Origin of the sequence: Paeniglutamicibacter quisquiliarum, from assembly GCF_019084045.1 — a bacterium.
Classification (GTDB): Bacteria; Actinomycetota; Actinomycetes; order Actinomycetales; family Micrococcaceae; genus Paeniglutamicibacter; species Paeniglutamicibacter quisquiliarum.
On record NZ_JAHRED010000001.1, the window covers coordinates 213,270 to 234,892 of the forward strand.

At 59.4% G+C, this 21,623-nt stretch carries 17 protein-coding genes; 9 read left to right on the forward strand and 8 right to left on the reverse strand.

What is annotated here, in order from left to right:
* Window positions 1-127: 127 nt before the first annotated feature.
* From KRR55_RS20710 to KRR55_RS20715, 5 genes are all read left to right on the forward strand, one after another.
* Complete coding sequence (locus KRR55_RS20710; protein ID WP_418888823.1) at window positions 128-415, forward strand: DUF262 domain-containing protein; 288 nt, start codon at window positions 128-130, stop codon at window positions 413-415.
* Window positions 416-652: 237 nt separating this feature from the next.
* Window positions 653-1,846 carry a hypothetical protein gene (locus KRR55_RS00985; protein WP_217387176.1) on the forward strand — a complete coding sequence of 398 codons (1,194 nt, stop codon included), beginning with the start codon at window positions 653-655 and terminating at the stop codon, window positions 1,844-1,846.
* A gap of 375 nt (window positions 1,847-2,221) precedes the next feature.
* Window positions 2,222-5,374 (forward strand): DEAD/DEAH box helicase, encoded by a 3,153-nt coding sequence (locus KRR55_RS00990; protein ID WP_217387177.1) that lies wholly within the window; start codon window positions 2,222-2,224, stop codon window positions 5,372-5,374.
* A 437-nt stretch (window positions 5,375-5,811) separates the two neighbouring features.
* A complete protein-coding gene (locus KRR55_RS00995; RefSeq protein WP_217387178.1) occupies window positions 5,812-6,381 on the forward strand; it encodes a hypothetical protein in 570 nt (189 codons plus the stop codon).
* A 476-nt stretch (window positions 6,382-6,857) separates the two neighbouring features.
* Window positions 6,858-7,199 (forward strand): IclR family transcriptional regulator domain-containing protein, encoded by a 342-nt coding sequence (locus KRR55_RS20715; protein ID WP_418888819.1) that lies wholly within the window; start codon window positions 6,858-6,860, stop codon window positions 7,197-7,199.
* A gap of 318 nt (window positions 7,200-7,517) precedes the next feature.
* Here KRR55_RS20715 and KRR55_RS01005 read toward each other — a convergent pair whose 3' ends face one another.
* Together KRR55_RS01005 and KRR55_RS01010 are read right to left on the reverse strand one after the other, a co-directional pair.
* Window positions 7,518-9,098, reverse strand: coding sequence for an SIR2 family NAD-dependent protein deacylase (locus KRR55_RS01005; RefSeq protein WP_217387180.1), 1,581 nt, complete (start codon window positions 9,096-9,098; stop codon window positions 7,518-7,520).
* Window positions 9,099-9,375: 277 nt separating this feature from the next.
* Complete coding sequence (locus KRR55_RS01010; RefSeq protein ID WP_217387181.1) at window positions 9,376-11,106, reverse strand: nuclease-related domain-containing DEAD/DEAH box helicase; 1,731 nt, start codon at window positions 11,104-11,106, stop codon at window positions 9,376-9,378.
* Window positions 11,107-11,385: 279 nt separating this feature from the next.
* On the opposite strand from KRR55_RS01010, the gene KRR55_RS01015 reads away from it, so the two are divergent.
* The gene (locus KRR55_RS01015; RefSeq protein WP_217387182.1) at window positions 11,386-11,643 is read left to right on the forward strand and encodes an IclR family transcriptional regulator; all 258 of its coding nucleotides are present in this window, start codon (window positions 11,386-11,388) and stop codon (window positions 11,641-11,643) included.
* A 70-nt stretch (window positions 11,644-11,713) separates the two neighbouring features.
* Here KRR55_RS01015 and KRR55_RS01020 read toward each other — a convergent pair whose 3' ends face one another.
* A complete protein-coding gene (locus KRR55_RS01020; RefSeq protein WP_254455722.1) occupies window positions 11,714-12,325 on the reverse strand; it encodes a cysteine hydrolase family protein in 612 nt (203 codons plus the stop codon).
* 522 nt (window positions 12,326-12,847) lie between these two features.
* Here KRR55_RS01020 and KRR55_RS01025 point away from each other — a divergent pair.
* The gene (locus KRR55_RS01025; protein WP_217387183.1) at window positions 12,848-13,498 is read left to right on the forward strand and encodes an alpha/beta hydrolase; all 651 of its coding nucleotides are present in this window, start codon (window positions 12,848-12,850) and stop codon (window positions 13,496-13,498) included.
* Window positions 13,495-14,529: an LLM class flavin-dependent oxidoreductase gene (locus KRR55_RS01030; RefSeq protein WP_217387184.1), complete on the forward strand. Its 1,035-nt coding sequence runs from the start codon at window positions 13,495-13,497 to the stop codon at window positions 14,527-14,529. Before KRR55_RS01025 ends, KRR55_RS01030 begins: the two co-directional genes overlap by 4 nt.
* A gap of 57 nt (window positions 14,530-14,586) precedes the next feature.
* Here the strand turns inward: KRR55_RS01030 and KRR55_RS01035 are convergent, their stop codons facing one another.
* Window positions 14,587-15,951, reverse strand: coding sequence for an MFS transporter (locus KRR55_RS01035; protein WP_254455723.1), 1,365 nt, complete (start codon window positions 15,949-15,951; stop codon window positions 14,587-14,589).
* A gap of 538 nt (window positions 15,952-16,489) precedes the next feature.
* Between KRR55_RS01035 and KRR55_RS01040 the strand changes: the two genes are divergently transcribed.
* Window positions 16,490-18,037 carry a M20/M25/M40 family metallo-hydrolase gene (locus KRR55_RS01040; RefSeq protein WP_217387185.1) on the forward strand — a complete coding sequence of 516 codons (1,548 nt, stop codon included), beginning with the start codon at window positions 16,490-16,492 and terminating at the stop codon, window positions 18,035-18,037.
* Between the two features lie 65 nt (window positions 18,038-18,102).
* Here the strand turns inward: KRR55_RS01040 and KRR55_RS01045 are convergent, their stop codons facing one another.
* The 4 genes from KRR55_RS01045 to KRR55_RS01060 all read right to left on the reverse strand — a co-directional run bounded on the left by KRR55_RS01045 (window position 18,103) and on the right by KRR55_RS01060 (window position 21,491).
* Window positions 18,103-18,627: a hypothetical protein gene (locus KRR55_RS01045; RefSeq protein WP_217387186.1), complete on the reverse strand. Its 525-nt coding sequence runs from the start codon at window positions 18,625-18,627 to the stop codon at window positions 18,103-18,105.
* A gap of 304 nt (window positions 18,628-18,931) precedes the next feature.
* Window positions 18,932-19,498: an NADPH-dependent FMN reductase gene (locus KRR55_RS01050; protein WP_336245004.1), complete on the reverse strand. Its 567-nt coding sequence runs from the start codon at window positions 19,496-19,498 to the stop codon at window positions 18,932-18,934.
* 133 nt (window positions 19,499-19,631) lie between these two features.
* Window positions 19,632-20,093 carry a hypothetical protein gene (locus KRR55_RS01055; RefSeq protein ID WP_217387188.1) on the reverse strand — a complete coding sequence of 154 codons (462 nt, stop codon included), beginning with the start codon at window positions 20,091-20,093 and terminating at the stop codon, window positions 19,632-19,634.
* A 69-nt stretch (window positions 20,094-20,162) separates the two neighbouring features.
* Window positions 20,163-21,491, reverse strand: coding sequence for an MFS transporter (locus KRR55_RS01060; protein WP_217387189.1), 1,329 nt, complete (start codon window positions 21,489-21,491; stop codon window positions 20,163-20,165).
* Between the last annotated feature and the right edge of the window lie 132 nt (window positions 21,492-21,623).

Here is a 21,623-nt window from a genome sequence, read left to right on the forward strand (position 1 = left end):
GCTAGGGGAATCTCGTTCTCATCTGTCGAGGTATCAAGCCCAATCGGCCGGAATAGCGCTAATGTGAAGATTCAATGTCTCGGAGAGCAAGAACCGTGGCAGGAGCCTAGATTTTTTGGGGGAATTTGTGGAGGCATTAAACAGGGATCTCAAGAATTGGTTTCAAGCGATTGAAGGTGGCCGCCTGCGATTGCCACGTTTTCAGCGCTTCGAGGCATGGTCCCACAACGAGGTGTCTAGCCTCGTTGAGACGGTGCTTCGTAAGTTGCCGGCGGGAGCACTACTGACGCTCAGCGTAGATAACGATGAACCTTTTCTGAGCCGCGGGCTGACAACGTCACCGCAAAGTAGTCCAGGAACCCGCGTCACGGAACACCTCTTGGACGGACAGCAGCGACTCACCGCCCTTTGGTGAGCACTGCATGACAATTATGAATCGCGTACATATTTCATCAAGCTGGATGAAGACGAGGACGAAGACGGTGTACTTGATGGTCCGCGTGTCCTGTCGCAGTACCGCTGGGATAAAAACGGTTCACGGTATCCACTCTGGTGCAACAACCCCACCGATGTTTTGGATCGAGGATACGTGCCTCTTCGACTCCTTAACCCGTTGACTACATCCGGACGAGATGAGTGGGTGCTTGCGGCAATGAACGATGACCACGCAAGGGCCTGGAAACTCAATTCACAGATCAGCGAGCTGGCCCACGAGGTAGCGATCTACAACATCCCGTATTTGAGCCTGCCGGTTACAACACCCAAAGATGTAGCACTGGACGTTTTCATCAAGATGAATACGTCGTCGGTTCGCCTGAGCGCCTACGACATCGTAGTGGCACAGTTGGAAGAAGCAACAGGGCAATCCCTGCACGATCTCGTTGAAGATTTGGAAACAGCGGTGCCTGCGGTGACGAGATACTTCGAAACCGGATCGCTCGTACTCGATGTTGCCGCTTTGCGTTCCGATCGACCCGCAACACAACGAAGTTACTCACTGCTCAACTACGAGACGCTTGCCGCTGAATGGTCACAGGTCGTAGACGGAATCAAGTGGGTCGTTGAGTTTTTGGAGTCAGAGCGTGTTTACGACAAGCAACGCCTTCCGTCTGTCACACCGATTCCCGTCCTCGCTGCCCTTGCCGAGTACATACCACTCTCATTGGATGAAGCAGGCAATGTAAGGCGGTTGCTGCGAGCCTATCTTTGGCGATCGTTCATCACCCGTCGTTATGACCAGTCAGCTTCGTCTCGTGCACTTCAGGATTTCAGAGGCCTGCGGAGACTACTGCTTGGAGAAGAAACCGACTGGACCTCGGTCCCGATTTTTGACGAAGATATGAACCCGCTGCCGACGTCGATGGATCTCGAGTCTGCCTCATGGCCGCGCAATAGGGACGTCATTGCGAGGGGGATCCTTGCGGCCACCCTGCGCGAGGGAGCACGGGACATAGCTGACGACCAAACGGTAAATAGCGGCAATCTTGTGCATCGTGAATACCATCATCTTTTTCCGGATTCTCTGCTGAACCAGATCGGAGCCGTTGGTCAGCAGTCTTCATATCGTGCGCTCAACTGTGCCCTCATAACGTGGTCCACCAACAGAAACATCTCCAACAAGGCACCTTTGCAATATCTGAATGACCGAGTCGACCGTTCTGATGTTGGCGAGAGTGCAATCCGGGACCGACTAGCATCCCACCTGATCCCGTATGACGAGCTGGCCTCGGCAGGGCCCTACACAGAAGATGACAAAGTCAGGCTCAGGGACGATTACCAGCGTTTCATTCATGCACGAGCTCAGCTCGTCCTGATGAGAGTGCTAAGTCTTTGTAACGGTCAGTGACGCCAGCAGTCGTGAAAAGGAACGGAATTAGCCACAGGGTCCCCTGCTGAGACCATATCGAACGAGGACTACGCAAGGATGCCCAGTCCATCCTGTTTCAGGGCGCGCAGCAGAGCATGCGGAATGAGGACTAACTGAGATCGACCGGCCCTCGATGTCCGGGTGGCCACTGCGGGGTTTGATCCAGATGGCGCGGGCGGGGACCACCGACACAATCATTCCCAGCGAAGAAGGTTTGCAGTAACTGCGGGCAGGCAACGGTACCGGAACTGTCAGGCGATGATCGTTCTGCCGGCCGCAGGAAGTCGCCGCGTCATCGTGAAGTCTCTATTCGGAATGAAACGAATCGTCCGGCCGGTCCAGTAACCTGGCAGGATGGACAACCGTGAAGCAAATAGCGCTTTCGACTTGGGTGAAGGAATTTTCGAGAGTCTGATTACGGATCATCTGGCTGGTCGGTTGCAATCCTTGACCGGATACACGCGCTTCGTGGAATCGGTCAACGCCGAAACTGCCCCGGGTGAATTGGCTCGATTTCTTGGCCATGCGATTGAGGCACGATTAAGCGCGCTTGAACCTGACCAGATGATTGCGTTGACCAACCAGCTTCTCGCCATTGTCGGGCACACCGAAGATGTGCTTCCAGGTCCCCAGAAACTTATGAAGCTGCAACGCGACGATGGTGTCCGTACTCGCTCGTTCAAACGACCGCAGACCTCATTGAGCTCGGCTGCCCTGCTCACAAACAGCCGCGAAGATCCGCAATTGGCCGCCGAACTGCGAGCCGAACTCTCCTCAGCGGATCGCGTTGATCTGTTGTGCGCTTTCATCAAATGGGAAGGCTTGCGACTCCTTTCAGAATCGCTCGAGGTACTCAAGGATTACGGCATCCCGATACGGGTCATCACCACGACCTATATGGGCGCAACCCAACGCCACGCCATTGACGAACTAGTTCGTCGATTCGGCGCAGAAGTCCGCATCAACTACGAGACCAATGCGACCCGGCTCCACGCCAAGGCCTGGATGTTCCACCGGAATTCCGGATTCGACACCGCTTACGTCGGGAGCTCCAACCTCAGCCGTCCGGCACTGCTTGACGGGCTCGAATGGAATGTCCGGCTCTCTGGCGTGGCGACTCCCGGTCTCCTGCAAAAGTTCTCGATGACATTCGACAGCTACTGGGAAGACGACGCCTTCGTTCCCTACGATCCGGAGAAGGATGCAGAGCGCCTGGACGCAGCATTGAAGCGGGCAGGTGGAACCACGGCAGAACGGATGCTCGGATCCACCGGGCTCGAAGTGCTTCCGTTATTGCACCAAAAGGAAATGCTGGAAGAACTCGAGGCTGCCCGTACCAACCGCAACGAACATCGGAACTTGGTGGTTGCCGCGACGGGGACCGGCAAGACCGTGCTCGCAGCGCTGGATTACAAACGCCTGTGCGAAGCCGCAGGCCGGGAACTTACGCTCTTGTTCGTGGCGCACCGCAAGGAGATCCTCGAGCAATCGCTCAAAACGTATCGCAAGGTCCTGGGTAAGGGCTCCTTCGGAGAACTGTTCGTGGATGGACAAAAACCGGAGGCCTGGAAACAGGTGTTCGCCAGTGTCCAGTCTCTGGCCGCCTTCGGGCGCTCCAAGGTCGAACCGCGAACCTTTGAAATTGTGGTGATCGACGAGTTCCACCATGCCGAGGCATCCTCGTACCGCCGGCTCATCGAGCATCTGAATCCTATCGAGCTCCTTGGACTTACGGCAACGCCCGAACGCGGCGACGGCATCAATGTTGCCGACACTTACTTTGACGGCAGGATTGCCTCGGAGCTGCGCCTCTGGGATGCCTTGGACGCCGACCTGTTGGTTCCCTTCCACTACTTCGGTGTGGCAGACGACGTCGACCTCACCGCTATCGAATGGAGGCGCGGCTCCTACGACCTGGAACAACTCAGCAATGTGTACACGGGTAATGACATTCGTGCACTGAAGATCATCAACGAACTTCGTGACAAGGTGCTCAGCACGTCCATGATGCGTGCACTTGGTTTCTGCGTCTCGGTCCAGCACGCGCACTACATGGCGAAGGTCTTCAACGAGGCGGGAATCCCATCGGTGGCCGTGTCGGGAATATCAACCACCGAGGAACGCGAGGGAGCGCTGGCCAAGCTGCGTGCCCGCGAACTGAACTGCATCTTTGCCGTTGACCTCTTCAACGAGGGTCTCGACGTACCGGAGATCGACACCATCCTCCTGCTGCGTCCCACGCAGAGCTCGACGATCTTCCTCCAACAACTCGGACGCGGACTGCGTCGCGCCGACGACAAGGCGGTGCTCACCGTGCTTGACTTCATTGGACAGCAACGCAGGGAATTCCGCTTCGACGTCAAGTACCGCGCTCTACTGGATGTGCCACGGAAGAAGCTCGAACGCATCATCGATGATGGTGCGCCCGGGTTGCCCTCGGGCTGCCAGCTGATGCTCGATCGGGTGGCGCGTAATATCGTGCTGGAAAATATTCGTTCGCAGCTCAAGCTGAACAAACGTGCGCTGATTCGTGACATCAAGTCCCATGGGCTGATCGGACTGGATGACTATCTCGAGGAGTCCGGCCGAGACGTCAAAGATGTCTACCGCAAGACGGGGGATTCGTGGACCGATCTGATCCGTGGAGCCGGCTTGATCTCATCGCGTTCTCCCTGGGAGGAAGGTCTTGTCGTATTCGGTGATGTCCAGCGTGATGAGGAACGCGATCTGCTCAAGCGGGTCACTCGCTTCCTCCATGTTGACGACGCCGAGCGTGCTGATGCTTATTCGGCGCTGCTTTCCAAAGATGCACCGCGTTACGCGGAGTCGGAGCCGCGGATCCAGATATTTGCGCGCATGTTGTTCTATACGTTTTGGGACGACGGCGGTGGATTCGACTCCTATGACCAAGGGCTGAATCAGATTCGTGCAAATGGGTATCTGGTTGAAGAGCTGCGTGCCGCGTTTGCACGCGGTGTGGACCGTAGCGCTCATGCGCCGAAGGGACTTCCTCTTGGGCTGCAACAGATTCCACTTTACTCGCATGCCACGTACTGGCGGTCTGAAGTCCTTGCGGCACTTGAGTACGGTTCTTTGGAACAGGGAAAGGGGGTCAACCACCGGGAGGGGGTGGCATGGTGTCCGGAGACGAGCACCGATGCGCTCTTCGTGACGCTGGACAAGGATGAAACGGTCCACAACCCAAACACGCTTTACAAGGATTATGCGATCAGTCCACGGCTCTTTCACTGGGAATCGCAGAACGCTACCAGTCCAACCAGCCCGACCGGCCAGCGCTACTTGAACCGTAAAGAGCACGCTTCACACATCTTGCTCTTTACCCGTGACGCTTCGAAGGACATTGATGGCCTCGTCTTGCCATTCACGTGCTTGGGCGCAGTCGACTACGTGAAGCACCAAGGCTCCAAGCCCATCGCCATCACTTGGAACCTGCATCGAGAGATGCCGGTCGGTGTATTCACGTCGGCGAACTCCGTGGCACGCTAATGACTATTCTTGCCCATTCGGGCAACCTAGGAAAGGGTTGGCAACCAAACCTGTAAGTCTATGTTTTGGTACCCATAAGTGGTTAGCATGATTCACCGAATGAACCTCGTTGAGCATTGAGTCCCCTTGAAGCCCAGATCAGTCAGCATGCTCTTGAATACTTTTAGTAAAAGTGATATAAGGAATTTTCATACGGAAAACTAAGTCAGGATTGATTTATGACTACGTTCCGCCGGCGCGGTCACTACCGAAGAGGACCAAATGGTCAACAAGTATGGGTATCTGAGCACTTCGTGACTAGAACTGGTTCGCTGACGACCGGACGCACCTATTCCAAATCGATGCGACAAGTGGCATCGCCTTCAAGAAGTCTGGCAGCGATGCCGAGGCCGATCGCAAGATCGAACGTGGTTAGGTCGTCAGGGCTTACCTGCTGGTTGAATCCGAATGCATTCTGTCCCGTGTGTGGAGCGAAGGTTTACTTCTATGCGAATGAATTTGGCAGTCGTGTCTACTTCGACGAAATTGGACCGCCCTGGCCCAAACATCCATGCACGGATACACGAGATGCGCGGGATGCAGGGTTTGATCGCGACAGGGCGTTGATGCTTAGGGCGACCCGGATAGAACCAGTGCGGTTTGCGGATTCTGTAGGTCGTAAGAAACTGGCGGAAGCGCGTCGGAGTTATGCCGAAAAAGGCGCGACTACCCCCAACTACTTCGACAGCCATATCGAGGCCCTTGCTTACGAAGTTGAATCTGTTGCTAGAAATGAGGGGACTGCTCAGATTTGCCTTCGGGAACTCTATAAAAGGTCTCCCTCCGAATTCTGGGGAACGGGTAGTCCGATCGTTCCTGACGTCGGACAAATCGTGTTTGTTTATGCCGGAGAACTTTCATATTTGGAAGTTGACAGGATGAGGGTTGTGCGCATTTCTGTCAAGTTCCTTTTCCTTGCCAACAAGAAGACCTTTTTGGAACGAATGCGTATTCGTTTTGATCGCTAACGATCTTGTGTCCTTCTTTCTGACCGGCTCAAGAAGTCTGCCAAAGCGAGCGAGTCGGTGAACAACGCGCTTCGGCGGTTGACCCTGCTGTAAAAGAACGAATGGGCACGCAACGGCACCGCTACGCACCATTGGCGTACCTGCAGGCAGGGCTCGCCACGTGATCCGGGGATGCGGGCCACAACTACTTCGGGATCTACACCATCGTGTTACTGCTGGTGGTGGGAGCTTTCACGGTGCTCACGGTGCGCGAGACTCGCGGCTTCGGGTTTTAGCCAGGACCTGCACACGATGCCAAGACGGGAGGGGGTGGATGAACCGGCCGGTTCCCCAAAGCAGCATTGGGCCTCCGGCGCGTAGGACCATGGAAGTAGGTGCCGAGCTATCCAGCTGGTCTACCGAGGCCTTGCGCTGCAGGATGAGCAGCATCGCTATTGCGCCGGACCGAACCTGTTGCCGGACACCCACAAAGCGCCGTGCGCAAACTCGTCGCGCAGGTACGCCCGCGTCTTAAGCAGTTGGCTGCCGCAGTGGGGGAGACCGTGAACCTGGTGGAGCGGGTGGGAACGAGCTCTCGGTTTCTGTTCAGTGTCGAAGGGCCGCAGCTGTTGCGGATCGGGAACCGTGCCGGAACGGTGCTGCCCACACATACGTCCTCTGGTGGCCAAGCGGCGTTGGCCCTGCTCTCCGCGTCTGCGGTGGCTCAGCTCTATCAGGGGAGGGTCACCCAACGCGCCGGCGGCACGCTTGGTGCCGAAGAGCTGGCCAGGCTGCAAGGCGAACTGGCGGGGGGGTGCAGGAACGCGGCTACGCCTTGAACATCGGCCTGACCGAACCGGACCTAGCCGCCGTCGGCGCGGCGGTAGGTCAAGCGAATCGTCCACGTGTTCTGGCCCTGTCATTGAGCGTCCCGATATCCCGCGCCGAGGCATTGCAACGCCCCTACGTGATTTCCAATTTGCTGGCTTCCTGCCGAGGAATTCGCAACGAGCTCAACTGCTAAAGGCCTCGCGGTGGACGCAATGCCCTCATGTGCAACCTGGGCCGCCGAGTCACCCAAGGGGCCAACCGTTCTATGTCTCGAATCAAAGTTGGGCAACTAATCACAAAATTGATGCGCGGTCAGGATTTTACGGTTACAGCTCGTGCCCGAGCGATGCCATCATGGTGTGGACGATCTTCATGGCCCCGGGTGAGGCGTCCTCGGGGAGATGCGCTGCAAGATCAAGCAATTTGTCCCTCAAGTGGCGGTCGGGGTCGCTGAGGGCGCCCTCGTATTTATGGGCCAGCAGGTATGTGTGGTTGGCAGCCAGACGAGCGCTGAGCATGTCCAAGAATATTTCGAGGGTTCTGCCCGCATCTTCAAGGGGCGTGTCGGCTGGGGACATGTGGACGATGTCTAAGTGCTTCTCCCAGAGGCCACGTTGCAAAGCGTCTTCCGTTAAGACCAATGCCGTTCCCAGTGCATGCGGGGTATTGGAAGTGTGGGGAATGGCGCGGCGGACGTCGTGGATGATCTCATGGAAGTGTTGATCGCTCAGGCCGAATCCGACGAACAACATATGGTGGGTCATCAAGTGTGCCTGCACCAAGCCGGTGAGGGCTTGCTTGTTCGCCTTGAAGCCCAGATAATCGTCCCGGGTCAAGACGATCGAATCCGGGAGACTGACTGTCCCGTGGAGCTTGAGCAGCCATCGCTGGTGGGTGTTTGAATCAGTGCTCGAAGGGATGATGGATCGGGGCTTGCCTTGGTCCGCGGAAGCTGTCTCAAATAGCTCGTCATAGTTGAGGGTGATTGCTCCGTCCGAGGGGATAGATGCCAAAAGTGCAGGTGCCAGACCGTATCGTTTTAGAGCAACCTTCGATGCAATGGCTGCTCGAAAATCTTGATTTGACCGAGCGGCGTCTTTTGATGCCCGTTCCGCGAATCGTTCCTGAATCAACGACGCCTGGTCTAGCGAACCGAGTTTTTGCAGAGCCTCCCTGTGCTCGCCGAGACCGATTTCGCTGGCAAGATCGTTAAGCAGAGTTGACCACTGCGGTCCACCGCCGCTCACGCTTGTGCCGGCTCCCATGAATGGCACGAGCTTGCCGAGACTTCCTATGTCCGTCAGGCGACGAACCTGCTCCTGTAAGCGCTCTTCCAAGGTTGGCCATGCATCGGCGGATGCGCGCCGCATTGACTGGGCAAGACCATAGGCAGCTGGATCCCAGAGCACCAAGACGGCGTCTACTCCGTGTCGCTCGGTGCCGGCGGCAAGACCCTCTAGCAACACCTTGATGATTTCGCCTCGTTGCATGTCCCCGCCGGCGCCGCCGGTTCCGAAGAATGGAACGGCAAGTAGTCGATTTGACCTACCTGACTTCAACGGGGTGTTGGCGGTCTCCAGCTGTTGGGCGGCAGCGTCGAAAAACGCATCTAATGGCGCCCTCAATTGCGATGGAGCATCCAACCCATAAAGGGGAACAGCCGTTGCGATGGGAAGGGGGCGATCTCCGTCCAGTAAGGGAAGAGGTTTAGCCAGCACGTCGCCAAGCTCGAATGCTGTGCCCCTTAGCTTATGAATACCCGCTACTAGATCTGAGTCGTCTTGCCACGAGGGGGAAACGTTCAGCATGCTATCCGTCGGCAACAGCCACGCATCGCAATTGATGTTCCGGATGTCGCCCATGATGACGAAAAGGTGGCCGGAAGGCCGAGAAAGATTGTTGGACATGAGGCTCCTGATAAGGGGTGCTAATGCGTTTTGGCCGCGCAAGGTCAGAATTCATTCTTGCGGGGTTATCTACTTTGATGGCGCAGCGCGAGGATGATCCGGGGTCACGACGGTCTGCCTCCGATCCCCGGAAATTCGAGGCAACTTCATGGAATGAAGCGGCTCGAGATATCCAGAGTGGGTATCGGATCCATCGGATCCATCGGATTCTCGAGACACGATTCCAACGAGGAACTCTCTCACCGAATCGACGTTTCATCGTGGCACATACTTAGTCTCATCTTGGGTCAACTGTCGTATTTAGGGCAATGACCGGTCTCCAAGATTCGGCACCGTCGAGGGCAGACTTCAATTCGTCACCACAAGCTTTTGCGATCAAGCTCTCGTCACCTACAACGACGAGCAGGGATCGGGCACGGGAGAAGCCGACATAGAGCAATTCCACGGCGCGGTCCAGATCCTTGAAACCGTTGACACACAGGATGATGACTGAGCGTTCCAGTCCTTTGAATCCAAGCACGTGCCCGTAGAATTCTGAGCTGTCTGCATGAAATTCTTGCCAATATTCAGTATCAATAGTCCCGCTGTCGTATGCGTCCTGATGGATGGGATGACGTCGATGAGTGGTCAGTAGTGCGATCTGGTTGTTGGCCCAGCCCTCATCAACTAGTGCATCAACGCAGTCTGAAGCCGTATCGATGGCGTCTTCCGTGGCGCATTGGACGAATCGAACTGGCATGCCTGTGCCACCGCGTGATTTGAAATGTTCGCCATTCAGCGATTTGAAAGTGTCTGCGATCCGACGTGTATTTCGAAGGTTTTCATCAACGTGGATTGGAATCATAGGTGATTCCTGCCCATAGCTCCCGCCCAGTGGTTCTCCGTCCCATCGTCGGTAGACGTCCTGCCGGTTATCCATAAAAGCGAAGACCTGGCCGTTCAGAGGGTCCTTGGTGCAGGCGAGGAGCGACGCCCACCAATCTGGTGCGAAATCCTGGGCCTCGTCGACAATGATCGCATCGAATTTCTCATGTTCGGCCATCTTGTCAGCGTGCTCTCGGAGCAGGTGAGGCATCTCCACATCAAAGTAGGTCTGGCCTTTGCCGTCGGGTATGCCGAGAGAACGTACATACTCATGAAACTCCCCGGTATGAACTGGTTTGTTTTGACGCCAACGAGCGACCTCAGACTTGAGGAATTGTCCGAGTCCTTTGTTGTAGCAGAAGAGCCCCACTCGCTTGTTTTGAGCGCATAGACCCTTCGCCTTTTCGACCGCCAACCAAGTTTTTCCGCTGCCGGCTCCACCCACAAACATGACGCGATCCAGCGACCGCGTTGCTGAAAGCAGAGTTGCTTGTCTTTGTGTAAGGGAATTTTGAACATCTTCGTTACCACGGGCTTCGGCTTCCGTTACGTGAATGGCTTCAAGATCGCCAGACAAATGCGGGAGCATGCGTTGCACAAATGTCGGAGCCAAACCGCTGAAGCCGCCGCCCTGAAGCTCAATTGCACTTCGAAGTCGATGCTCAATTGTTGACAGATCCTTCTGATCAATCACGAGTTCACGGGGGATCCCTGCCATTTCCCAGTTTTGGTTAACGGATGTATAGGGAAAACACACAATATGAGCGAACCGGCTGCTAATTCGAGTTCCCATGCGCTCGCTAATCCAATCCTGGAAGGCGTGCGCCGCTCCCTGGACCTGAGCCATGGGATTTTGGATCCTATGCGGACCTTGCCGATCCGATTGGTACCACTGAGCCTGATCGCAGCTAACCAGGCCGCCCTTGACCTCGATCGCGGCTAGGCCGACATTGGGCCACAGGACCAGTAGATCTATTTCGTGCTCAGACTTTCCGTGGCGAACCGAAACGGAGTGCAGTAGCACCACATCATCGGGTAGGGACTCGCGCAGCTTTTCCCAGACGACACGTTCTGCAGCCAATTTCTCGGGAAAGTCAGGCGCTTCGGGAATGCAATGGACCACGGAACCCTCGAGACTAGACATATTGATTAGGTTTCTTCGGATAGTAGCTACAAGCGAATCCTACGATCGCGTTGGCCTTGTGCGTCTCTTTCTGCCCATTGTTACCCACTCGAATGACGAAGGTGCGTCCGAATCTTGAGTAGTCATGGTCGATGGTCCGCGGCCATAGCGACTCGTTGACTGAACTGGAACGATCTTGCCGGCCCACACGTCATCTGGCGGGCAGCCGGCTTTGGCTCACTTTTACAAATCGGCGGTGGTTCAGGTTTACAAGGGCGGGCAACACAACGCGCCGGTGGCATGCTGCCGCCCGTGCCGGCGGCCAAGGTGCAAGGAAGATTGCTGCGGGATCGGGAACTGGGCTACGCCTTGAATTTCGGGCTGACTGAACCGGACCTTGGCGCCGTCGGCGCGGCGGTGGGTCAATTGAATCGTCCACGTGTTCTGGCCCTGTCCTTGAGCGCCCCGATATCCCGCGCCGAGGCATTGCAACGCCCCGACGTGATTTCCAATTTGCTGGCTACCTGCCGGGGAATTCGCAACGAGCTCAACTGCTAAAGGCCTCGCGGTGGACGCAGTGTCCTCATATGCGATTTGGCACGCCGGGGCACCCAATGGTCCAACCGTTCTAGGCTTCGATGGGCTCTTCCACCGGTGCCCAGTGAAGTTCGTTGGAGGTGGTGATGGAAGTAAGAAGTCCAAGCGATTCGATGCTTGCTGCATGAGCCTCGGGAGTGGCCGCGGAACACGCGTCTTCCACGACGACCACCCGATATCCGTGGTCCGAAGCCGCCCGCGCGGTGCTCTCCACGGATATGTTGGTCGCGACACCGGCGATGAGCAGCGTATCGATCCCACGGTCCTCAAGGATGCTGACCAGCTCCGGGGAGAATCCGCCGACCCGCTGATTGGTCACCACGAGGTCGCTGCCGGCCGGGGTCAGCGCTTCAATGATTTCGGTGAGATCGGATCCCTCCTGGAGACTTCCTTTTTGCTGGACGATCTGGAGTAGCGGCGAGTTGGTATTCAGGTCGCTGTAATCCGGTTTGAAGACGATTTTGGTGTAGATGACCGTTGCGTCGGCATCCCGTGCAACAGTCAGCAGGGCGGAAATCTTGTTGACGACACCACGGCGGACGATCTCCGCATGGAAGAAGTCGGCGAATGCTCCGTTTGCGCCGATGATGTCACCCTGGCCGTGGAGGGCGATCAAGGCAGTTCTGCGTGGATCAAGTTTCATTTTCGCGTTTCCTTCAATGTTGAGATGACGGATTTAGCTAGTTTGAAAACCGGGTAATACAACGACGAGCGGTGACTCTTCCTCGCGTTCTGTACTGCGTCGCGCTCATCTTGGTACTCCGCCGCGGTCTGGCTGATACGTTCAACTGCGATAACCGAACATGACCGTATCGCGCCCGGAGAGTCCATGTGGGACCAAGATTAGCGGGGTGTCATTCGGGAGCGCCAGCATTTCGGCGCATGGGTTCCGGAGTTTGTTCCTTAGTTCATTGCTTGCCTGTGGAACGCCCCGGCGACAACGTTCTCGGTGGCGTTCGTTGCCTTGGGGGAAACCGGGAACCCGTGCGGTAGAGTCGCATTTAACACTTGAAGCTACAAGCAATAAGTGTATGCTGGAACAGGAGAACTTTCCGCGACCGTCCCTGTGATCGGTGGCTGCCGTTCCATACCTCCCGCCGATGCGCTGGGTAACCGAGGCACAACTTGGCTCCCGGATCCCACAACCAAAGGAACCGATCCCCGAATGACCACCACACTGCGCGACGTACGCTCGACCGGATGGACCACCAACGACGTTCCCGACGGGGTCGTGCTCTTTCTGCACGGCTTCGGTTCCAACGAACAGGACCTCAGCGGACTGGCCCCGGCACTCGGGCTAGACCTTCCCTGGGCCTCCTTGCGTGCTCCGCTTGAGCTCGGCAACGGCGGGGCCGCTTGGTTCGAGATCACCACTCCGGGCGCCCCGGATGCTGCCCCGGTAGAGGCGGCAACCGCCGCCATCTGGGCCTGGATCGATGAAAACGTCGACCCGGCCACCCGCATCGTGCCGATCGGTTTCTCCCAGGGCGGGCTCATGGCCAGCCAACTGCTGCGCACCCGCCCCGAGCGCGTGATCGCCCCGGTGATCCTCGGTGGATTCGTCCTCGGTGCGACCCAGCCCGGCGACGAGGACCTGCGCGAAAACCTTCCGGCCGTGTTCTGGGGCCGCGGGTCCGAGGATCGGGTCATTGCCCCGGTCGCGATCACCCGCACCACCGAATTCCTTCCGGCCCACTCCGCTCTCGTTGAGAAGGTCTACCCGGGACTGGCCCACGGCATCAACGCCGCTGAGCTCGACGACGTCCGCGACTTCATCACCGCCCACATCGGCGCCGAGGTGGTCTCCGGCGCATGAGTTCCGCCAACCCGTTCGAGATCGGAATCTTCACCTTCGGCGAGCTCACCCGCGATGCGGCCGGCAAGCCGATCGACGCCGCCACGCGCATGCGCGACATTCTCGAATGGGCCCGGGTGGCTGACGAGGCCGGACTCGACGTCTTTGGCGTGGGGGAGCATCACCGCGAGGACTTTGCGGTCTCCTCCCCGCCGGTCGTGCTTGCCGCCGCCGCCGCGCAAACCAAGAACATCCGCCTGACCAGCACCGTCACGGTGCTCTCCAGTGCGGACCCGGTGCGCGTGTTCGAGGACTTCGCGACGCTGGATTTGATCAGCTCCGGACGGGCCGAGCTCACTGCGGGGCGCGGCGCCTACCTGGAGTCTTTTCCGCTCTTCGGCCAGGACCTGCAGCACTACGACGAGTACTTCGATGACCGGCTCGAGCTGCTGCTGAAAATCCGCGACGAAAACCCGGTCACGTGGAGCGGCAGCACCCGCCCGCCGCTGCACGATGCAGGTGTCTTCCCGCGCCCGGTCCAGGACTCCCTGCCGATCTGGGCTGCCGTGGGCGGGACGCCCGCCTCGGCGGTGCGTGCCGGAAAGCTGGGCATGCCGCTGTACCTGGCCATCCTGGGGGACCCGCCGCGCTTCGCGCCGCTGGCCGAACTGTACCGCCGCTCCGCCGCTGCCGCGGGACGCGAGCCCGGGCAGATCGGGGTGACCTCGCACTTCTATGTCGAGGAGACCTCGCAGGGAGCCAGAGACACGTTTTTCCCGCACTACAGCTCCTACATCGGACAGAACATGCCGCGGGCCGGCCGCCTGGACCGGGAGGCCTTCGAATCCTGGGCATCGCCGAGCCGGGCGCTCTTCGCCGGCAGCCCGGCGGAGATCGTGGAGAAGATCCTCTGGGAGCACGAGGTCCTGGGCCACACCCGATTCCTGGCCCAGGTCGGGCTCGGCGGCCTGTCCCAGGCGCAGACGCTGCGCTCCATCGAACTGCTGGCCACCGAGGTGCTCCCCGCCGTCCGGGCGGCGTTGAAGAACTAACGGCTCCACAGCAAAGGCTGGCCAGCGATCACGATCGCGGGCCAGCCTTTGTGGCAGTTACTCCACGGGCGACGATTCAACCTCGTCGGTGATGTGCTCAGGGGTCGGTTCAACGGCCTTGCGGGATCCGGGTAGTAGGAACAGGCTGGCGGCGGCGAGGAAGCAGAGGATCGCCGCGGTGATACAGGCGATCAGGTAGCTGCCCGACACGTCGCGGCCGATGCCCGCGGTCAGCGCGCCAACCCCGGCGCCGACCATGTGGAAGGCGAAGACCCAGCCGAAGACCACCGCGGCCCGCACCGGGCCGAAGTATTGCCGGCACAGCACGACGGTGGGCGGGACGGTTGCCACCCAGTCCAAGCCGTAGAAGAGAATGAAGATCCACAGCACCGGCTCCACCGTGGGGCCGAGCAGCGAGTGGACGGTCAGCAGCGATGCCCCGCGCAGGCCGTAGTAGAAGACCAGCAACAGCCACGGGCGCACCCGGTCGGTCAGCCAGCCCGAGGCAATGGTGCCGATGATGTCGAAGACGCCGATCAATGCCAGCAGCCCGGAGGCGGTGGTCGCCGGCATGCCGTGGTCGTGGGATGCGGGAATGAAGTGGGTCTGGATCAGCCCGTTGGTTGACCAGCCGCAGATCCAGAACGTGAACGCCAGGATCCAGAAGGCCCGGAACCTCATCGCATGGCGGAGCACCCCCAGGGTCTCGGCCACGGCGTTGCCGGCGGGGCGGGCTTTCGCCGGTGCCGCCTCGGCGTCCGCATCATCGTCGGCACCGTAGGCCGTGGTCTTCGCCTCGGCCGGGCTGTTGGCAAACGGCCAGAACAACAGGGGAACAATGGCCAGCGCAAAGCCCGCTACCAGCAGCGAGGCGGTGCGCCAGCCGTGGAGTCCGGTGAGATGCACGATGGTGGGCAGGAAGATCAGCTGGCCGCAGGCGTTGGCCGCGGAAAAGATTCCCATCACCAGCCCGCGCCGCGCGGAGAACCAGCGGTTGGCCACCACCGCCCCAAAGACCAGCGCAATGGCACCGGTGCCGATTCCCACCAGTCCGCCCCACAGGAGCCAGAGCTGCCACACCTCGGATACGAAGACCGCGAGCCCGGCGCCGCCCGAGACCAGACCCAAGGCCAGGGCGGCTACGAAGCGCATCGAGAACCGTTCCAGCAGCGTCGCCGCGAACGGCGCCACCAATCCGTAGACCACGAGATTGATCGTCACCGCGGTGGAGAGCTGGGAACGGGTCCACCCGAACTCGGATTCCAGCGGCTCAAAGAACGCGCCGGTGGTGGAGCGGAAGGCGGCGGCTGCCACGAGGGCGAGTACCGTCACCGCGGCCACAAGCCAGGCGCGGTGGATGCGAGGCGTTTTGCGCGGCACCGTGTTGTGGGCGGGATCGGCGGACGATGAAGGCAGTGTCAAGGGCTTGGCTTTCTGACAGGGGTGGGCGTCACCTAACGGTTGCACATCCGGCACTGTTGGTCGAAGTATGTCACGTGATTCCCGTGGAATCGGGTCTTCGGGCGGACTCCGGTCGGCAGGCCCTGAAGGAGAATCCCAGACCGAAAGCGGCGGGGAAATTTCGCGAGCGAACCACCGTGCCGCAGGTTACTAATGGCAAGCCTAGAAGGAAACCGGCGAAATGTACTTGCCGATTCTCGCCCGGTTCCCGGTCCGCAGGAAAGAAAATATATGTTTCCATTCGTTTCAGGGCGAGAATATAGCCGATCGTCCTGTGCCTGCACCTAATGTCCTTCCAAAGCCGACGCCGATTCTGGCGAAACCCATGTCAGTGCTGTGTTGGCGTCGCATTGTCGTCACGAACGGGCCTCGCGCGCCGCTTGTCTCGCCGCCGCGACCGCTTGGCGCTTGTGACGGCGGTCACCCATTGACCGGTGCGGGGCAGTCGGCAAGCGTGGGTCGTGCACTCGCACTGCACAAAACCAAAGAGGGTATAAACATGGACATCACACGTGATTTGGGCGAGGCCGCAAAGACGCCGCTGCGCCGCCGCACATTCCTGGGAGGCGTTGCCGCACTGGGTGCCGCCGGCGTTGTCGGCGGGGGAGTCTTCGCCTCGACAACCGGGGCCAACCCCGCAGCTGCCGCCTCGGCGGTGCCGGAATCGGACAAGGACGCACTCGACCTGCTCCAGCGAATGCTCCGCTTCGACACGCAGAACTTCGGGCAGGGCGCCGACACCCGGCCGCATGCCGAGATGCTCAAGGCCGTGTGGGAGAACGCGGGCATTCCCGTGGAAATCATCGACACCCCGCAGCCGAACAACGTCCACCTGATTGCGCGCATCCCCGGAACGGGCACCGAGAAACCATTGCTCATCCTCGGCCACTCCGACGTTGTGCCGGTGGAACGCGAGAACTGGACGGTGGACCCGTTCTCCGGAGAGGTGCGCGACGGCGAGGTCTACGGGCGTGGGGCCCTGGACATGAAGGGCGCCAACTCGGCCACGATCAGTGCCCTGCTGCGGCACATCTCCGAGGGCGCCACCTTCGACCGGGACATCATCGTTCTCACCGACTGCGACGAGGAAGCCGGGTCCTTCGGCTCGAGGTGGCTGGCCGCCAACCACTGGGACAAGCTGGACGCCGGCATGGTGCTGACCGAGGGCGGCTGGTTCCTGGCGCAGAAGGACAAGACCACCCCGATGCTCATCACCGCCACCCGGCAGGACAAGGTCTACTTCAACCTGGACCTGACCGCCGGCGGGACCGCGACCCACTCCTCCAAGCCCAACCCCGACTCCGCCATCGTGGCGCTCTCCCGCGCGGTTGCCGAACTCGGCGACTGGCAGGCGCCGGTGCACCTCACCGAGGTGACCCGCGAATACTTCTCCGCCCTTGCCAAGGCCTCGGAGGACGCCGGGTTCAAGCGGGCCGTCGAGTTGCTGCTCTCTGCCCGCAGCCAGAACGCCCGCGAGCGCGCCGCCCGCGTCATGGTCTCCAAATCAAGCTACCCGTGGCTGCACAGCGCCCTGCTGCGCACCACCCACGCCTTCGTCATCGAGGACGCGGGATACAAGGAGAACGTGATTCCCTCCTCGGCCCACGTGCGCATCAACTGCCGGGCGATCCCCGGCGGACAGAAGCCGCGCGAGTTCCTGGCGCAGGTGCGCGAGATGATGGCCGCGCGTGACGTCGAGGTGGCGCTGGCCGTGGCCGAGGGAGTGAGCGAGGAGGAAACGCTGGCCGAACTCGACAAGACCTGGGCCACCCCGCCGGCGGACATCGACACCCCGCTGTTCAAGGCGCTGGGCGCAGCCGCGGAGGAGACCTACCCGGACGCGGCCTTCGCCCCGGCGCTCTTCGAGGCCGGCACCTCCCTGGCCCCGTGGCGCGCCCGCGGCATCCCCGGCTACGGCGTCTACCCGTACGTGCTGGACAACGACCAGCTCATCGGAATGCACGGCAACGACGAGCGGATCTACGTCGAGGCGCTGCGCCAGGGCAGCGACTACATGTATAAGGTGTTCTCCCGCTTCCGCAACTGATCCGGCGCACCCCAAGAACGAGGCTGGCTTCCCGCTACGGGCTCATTCCGTGGCGGGAAGCCGCATTAGGCGCGGTCTGCGCTGCCAATGCCCTGAGCGGCGCCGCGGAAAGCCGCGCGTCGCTTCCAGTAACCGGAGGTTGCCACCAGCTCGAGCGGTCCCCAGAGAAGCATCGGTGCGTAGCAGGCAACCATGATTGCCAGCGGGATCCCGGAGACCAGGCCGTTGTCGGGCCGGCGGCCGGCAAGGACCTGTGTCGTCATCCAAATGGTGAATAGCCATGTCACGGCAAGACCGCCAAGCATGGCGACCACGAGAACCGGTGCGAGAAGTACCCGCCGGCCCAGGAATCTCTCGCCCCAGGGCCGAACAAGCCCGATCGTGAGAAAGCCCGCGGTGAGTTGGACCACGCTCAAGGCGAAGACGTATACGTAATTCGCGACAGGGTCGCCGGCCAGCTCAAATTGTCGGAGCGCCTCGGTCCCGGGCAGCAGTCCAAGGATCATGAGAATCCGCCACAGCGCGGAGGGGACTGTCGCGAGGAATGCTCCCCACGCCGCGATCACGGCCCAGCGCTGAACTCCTGGCATGTTGGAACCACCTTTCATCGTCGTACGCTAGCCATGAACTTCGCAGGTGGCAAGGGCTTCCTGCTCGGCATCAAACGGAGACTAGACGTGTCCGTCGTGGTGGTGGGGACGAGAGGCAGAGAGCTGCCGCGGGCGCGATCCAACGCGCAGGGAATCGCCGAAGGGATTGAAAGTCCGGGCGAGAAGGTTTCCAATCGGAGCGGTGAACAGAAGGCTCCCGGACTTCCGGAACCCGGGCCGCACACAACGGGAGCGCGTTGCCGGGGCATGTAGACCGCCCCGGCAACGCGCTCCCTGATTGTCGTTACGGGGCCTCGACCGGGTCCGCATCGCCAATGTGGCCTGCGGCATTGGCATCCAGGACGCGCTCGACAAACGCTGCGAACTCGCTCATGTAGTGGCCGAGGAAATCGGCAGTCCCGCTGTCGGAGACGTTGCCCTCGGCATCAAAGATCTCCGGCTTGAAGGCGATGTAGCCCTCGGGGGAGTTCAGCTGCGGGGCGTCCAGGAAGCTGAGGACGCTGCGCATGGATGACTGCATGACCGCGGTGCCGATGGCGCCAACGGAGGCACCGATGATGCCACTGGGCTTGCAGGCGAAGGAGTTGGCACCCCAGGGGCGTGAACCCCAGTCGATGGCGTTCTTCAGTGCGCCGGGAATCGATCGGTTGTATTCGGGGGAGACGAACAATATGCCGTCCGAAGACTCGACTGCCTGTTTGAATGCGGTGCCGTCGGGCGGGTAGTTGGCGTCGAAGTCGTAGTTGTACAACGGGAGGTCCTTGATGGGGATCTCGGTGAATTGAAGGTTGTCCGGGGCCAGCTTGATCAACGCCTTGGACAGGGTGCGGTTGATGGAGCTGGTGGACAAGGAAAGCGATACGTAGATTCGCGCCAGGAACCATGAATTTGAGAGCGCACTTTCACTGTGATTAACAGTGCGAACTACGAAGCATTGTGGGTGCGGCATCCGGCTTCGGATGACACACCCACAGTGAATCAAATTATTTGTGCGTCGATTGACGAAGCGCTGCAGGGAATAGCGCGAGTAGGCCTCGTCGAAGCTTCGCATAGGATTCTTCACCGATGTCGGCTGCCCATTCAGCTTCGACCTTTGACTGAGCCGATTCTACGATCTTCAATGCAGCAATGCCGCGTTCGGCAATCTGGAAGCTGCCCGAGTTGGTCTGTCTTGAGTTGTCAAGCGCGCTGACGTACTCGTTCTCGGCAAGTAGTCCTAGCAAGTTCGCAAGGATCTGGCGTGGGATTTGCAAGCGCTGCCAGAGTACATCGGCAGTGGTTGGCTGTGACCCCATGCGCACTAGAACATGTAATGCAGTCTTGGTCAGATCTTTGTGCCCGGCAGCAGACAGATCACCGAGAATACGTCCCATCATGAGGTGGTAGGAAGCCGAAAGTAGCGATCCGATGTTGGGGTTGCTTTCTGCTTCAGCTGGGATTGTCATAGAGGTCCTTCCGCCGATCTGAATACTACTAATAGGGACAGTCCACCATTGCAATGGGGGTTAGGCAAATCACATTTCGTGAGTTTCCTGGTCCTTGAGCGATGCCGCGAGTTTCGTGGCATAGTGTGCGGAAACGAAGGTGATCAGCCCCATCACCATGAGGTATGCCGCGATCGGCCACCACTGGCGTCCCGACCACGCGTAGAGTCCGGCTGCGATGAACGGAGAGAGCCCACCGGCGAACACGGACGCCACCTGGTAGCCGAGTGAAACGGCACTGGTGCGAACTTCTGCTGGGAAGAGCGAACTCATGATGGCAGGTTCGAGGGCGTACATCACCGCAGCAAGTGCGATGCAGATTGTCATCGCGCCGGCAATGACGAAGAAATTGCCCGTATTGAGAAGCATGAAGAATGGGAACGCAACAGCAACGGAGCCCATGGCCGCAACAAGGAACAACCGTCGATGTCCAAATCTTTCGGACATTCGACCGAAGAGAGGGATCAGGGCAAGTTCAATCGCAGAACACACCATCACTGCGCTGAGCATGGGGCCGCGTTCCAAGCCCAAGGCATCGACACCGTAAGTGATGGCGAATACGGTGACAACGTAAAACACCGAGTTTTCGGAGAAACGGATACCAGCTGCAATCAGGATGACTCGCCAGTGGTCGCGAACGGCGCTGATCATGGGGGTCTTTTCGATGCGCCCAGCCGCAGCGATTTTCTGGAATTCGGGTGATTCGGTCAGGGATATCCGAATGATCAGGCCGATGACAACGAGCGCGAGACTCGCAAGGAACGGAATGCGCCATCCCCACGCAAGGAAGTCCTCCTCGGGCAGCCTCGTCAACAGTGCAAACGAACCTGTTGCCATGAGAATTCCAACCGGAGCACCCATCTGCGGAATCGAACCGAAGAATCCCTTCTTGCTAGCGGGTGCGTGTTCTACGGCCATCAGAACAGCGGCCCCCCATTCGCCACCCACGCCAAAGCCCTGGACCAAACGCAGGAAAACCAGCAACAGGGGTGCTGCAACACCGATCTGGCCATGGGTGGGGAGCAAGCCAATACAGGCCGTGGCAATTCCCATGATCAACAGCGTGATCACCAAGGTGTTTTTGCGCCCCACTCGGTCTGCCAGATTTCCGAAGACTGCGCCACCTATGGGTCGGGCAGCGAATCCAACTCCAAACGAACCAAAGGCCAACAAGGTACCCATCAGTGGATCGTCGGTGGGGAAGAACAGCTTGCCGAAGACCAACGCCGAGGCTGTGCCGTAGAGGAAGAAATCGAACCATTCGATGCTTGTGCCAATAAAACTGGCAATCGCAACTTTGGTTGGTGATGAGTGTTTCGTGGGGGACGGCTGCTTTGTGATGGAACTCGAGGCTGTCATGGAATACCTTCCTGCAAAGGCTAGAAGTCCTGTGCGCTAATGATGTTCTTCTCGACCCTAGGTGAACGGACCGGAGCGTGGACTGGCCATGACGGACAATCCAAGCCGGTGTATGTCCACGATGGCTAGGGG

What these genes read in the sequence shown, in the direction of transcription:
- KRR55_RS00985 (WP_217387176.1), top strand. Translation starts at nt 653, where the DNA reads ATGAACGATGACCACGCAAGGGCCTGGAAACTCAATTCACAGATCAGC.
- KRR55_RS00990 (WP_217387177.1), top strand. Translation starts at nt 2,222, where the DNA reads ATGGACAACCGTGAAGCAAATAGCGCTTTCGACTTGGGTGAAGGAATT.
- KRR55_RS01005 (WP_217387180.1), bottom strand. Translation starts at nt 9,098, where the DNA reads ATGTCCAACAATCTTTCTCGGCCTTCCGGCCACCTTTTCGTCATCATG.
- KRR55_RS01010 (WP_217387181.1), bottom strand. Translation starts at nt 11,106, where the DNA reads ATGTCTAGTCTCGAGGGTTCCGTGGTCCATTGCATTCCCGAAGCGCCT.
- KRR55_RS01015 (WP_217387182.1), top strand. Translation starts at nt 11,386, where the DNA reads ATGCTGCCGCCCGTGCCGGCGGCCAAGGTGCAAGGAAGATTGCTGCGG.
- KRR55_RS01020 (WP_254455722.1), bottom strand. Translation starts at nt 12,325, where the DNA reads ATGAAACTTGATCCACGCAGAACTGCCTTGATCGCCCTCCACGGCCAG.
- KRR55_RS01025 (WP_217387183.1), top strand. Translation starts at nt 12,848, where the DNA reads ATGACCACCACACTGCGCGACGTACGCTCGACCGGATGGACCACCAAC.
- KRR55_RS01030 (WP_217387184.1), top strand. Translation starts at nt 13,495, where the DNA reads ATGAGTTCCGCCAACCCGTTCGAGATCGGAATCTTCACCTTCGGCGAG.
- KRR55_RS01040 (WP_217387185.1), top strand. Translation starts at nt 16,490, where the DNA reads ATGGACATCACACGTGATTTGGGCGAGGCCGCAAAGACGCCGCTGCGC.
- KRR55_RS01045 (WP_217387186.1), bottom strand. Translation starts at nt 18,627, where the DNA reads ATGCCAGGAGTTCAGCGCTGGGCCGTGATCGCGGCGTGGGGAGCATTC.
- KRR55_RS01055 (WP_217387188.1), bottom strand. Translation starts at nt 20,093, where the DNA reads ATGACAATCCCAGCTGAAGCAGAAAGCAACCCCAACATCGGATCGCTA.
- KRR55_RS01060 (WP_217387189.1), bottom strand. Translation starts at nt 21,491, where the DNA reads ATGACAGCCTCGAGTTCCATCACAAAGCAGCCGTCCCCCACGAAACAC.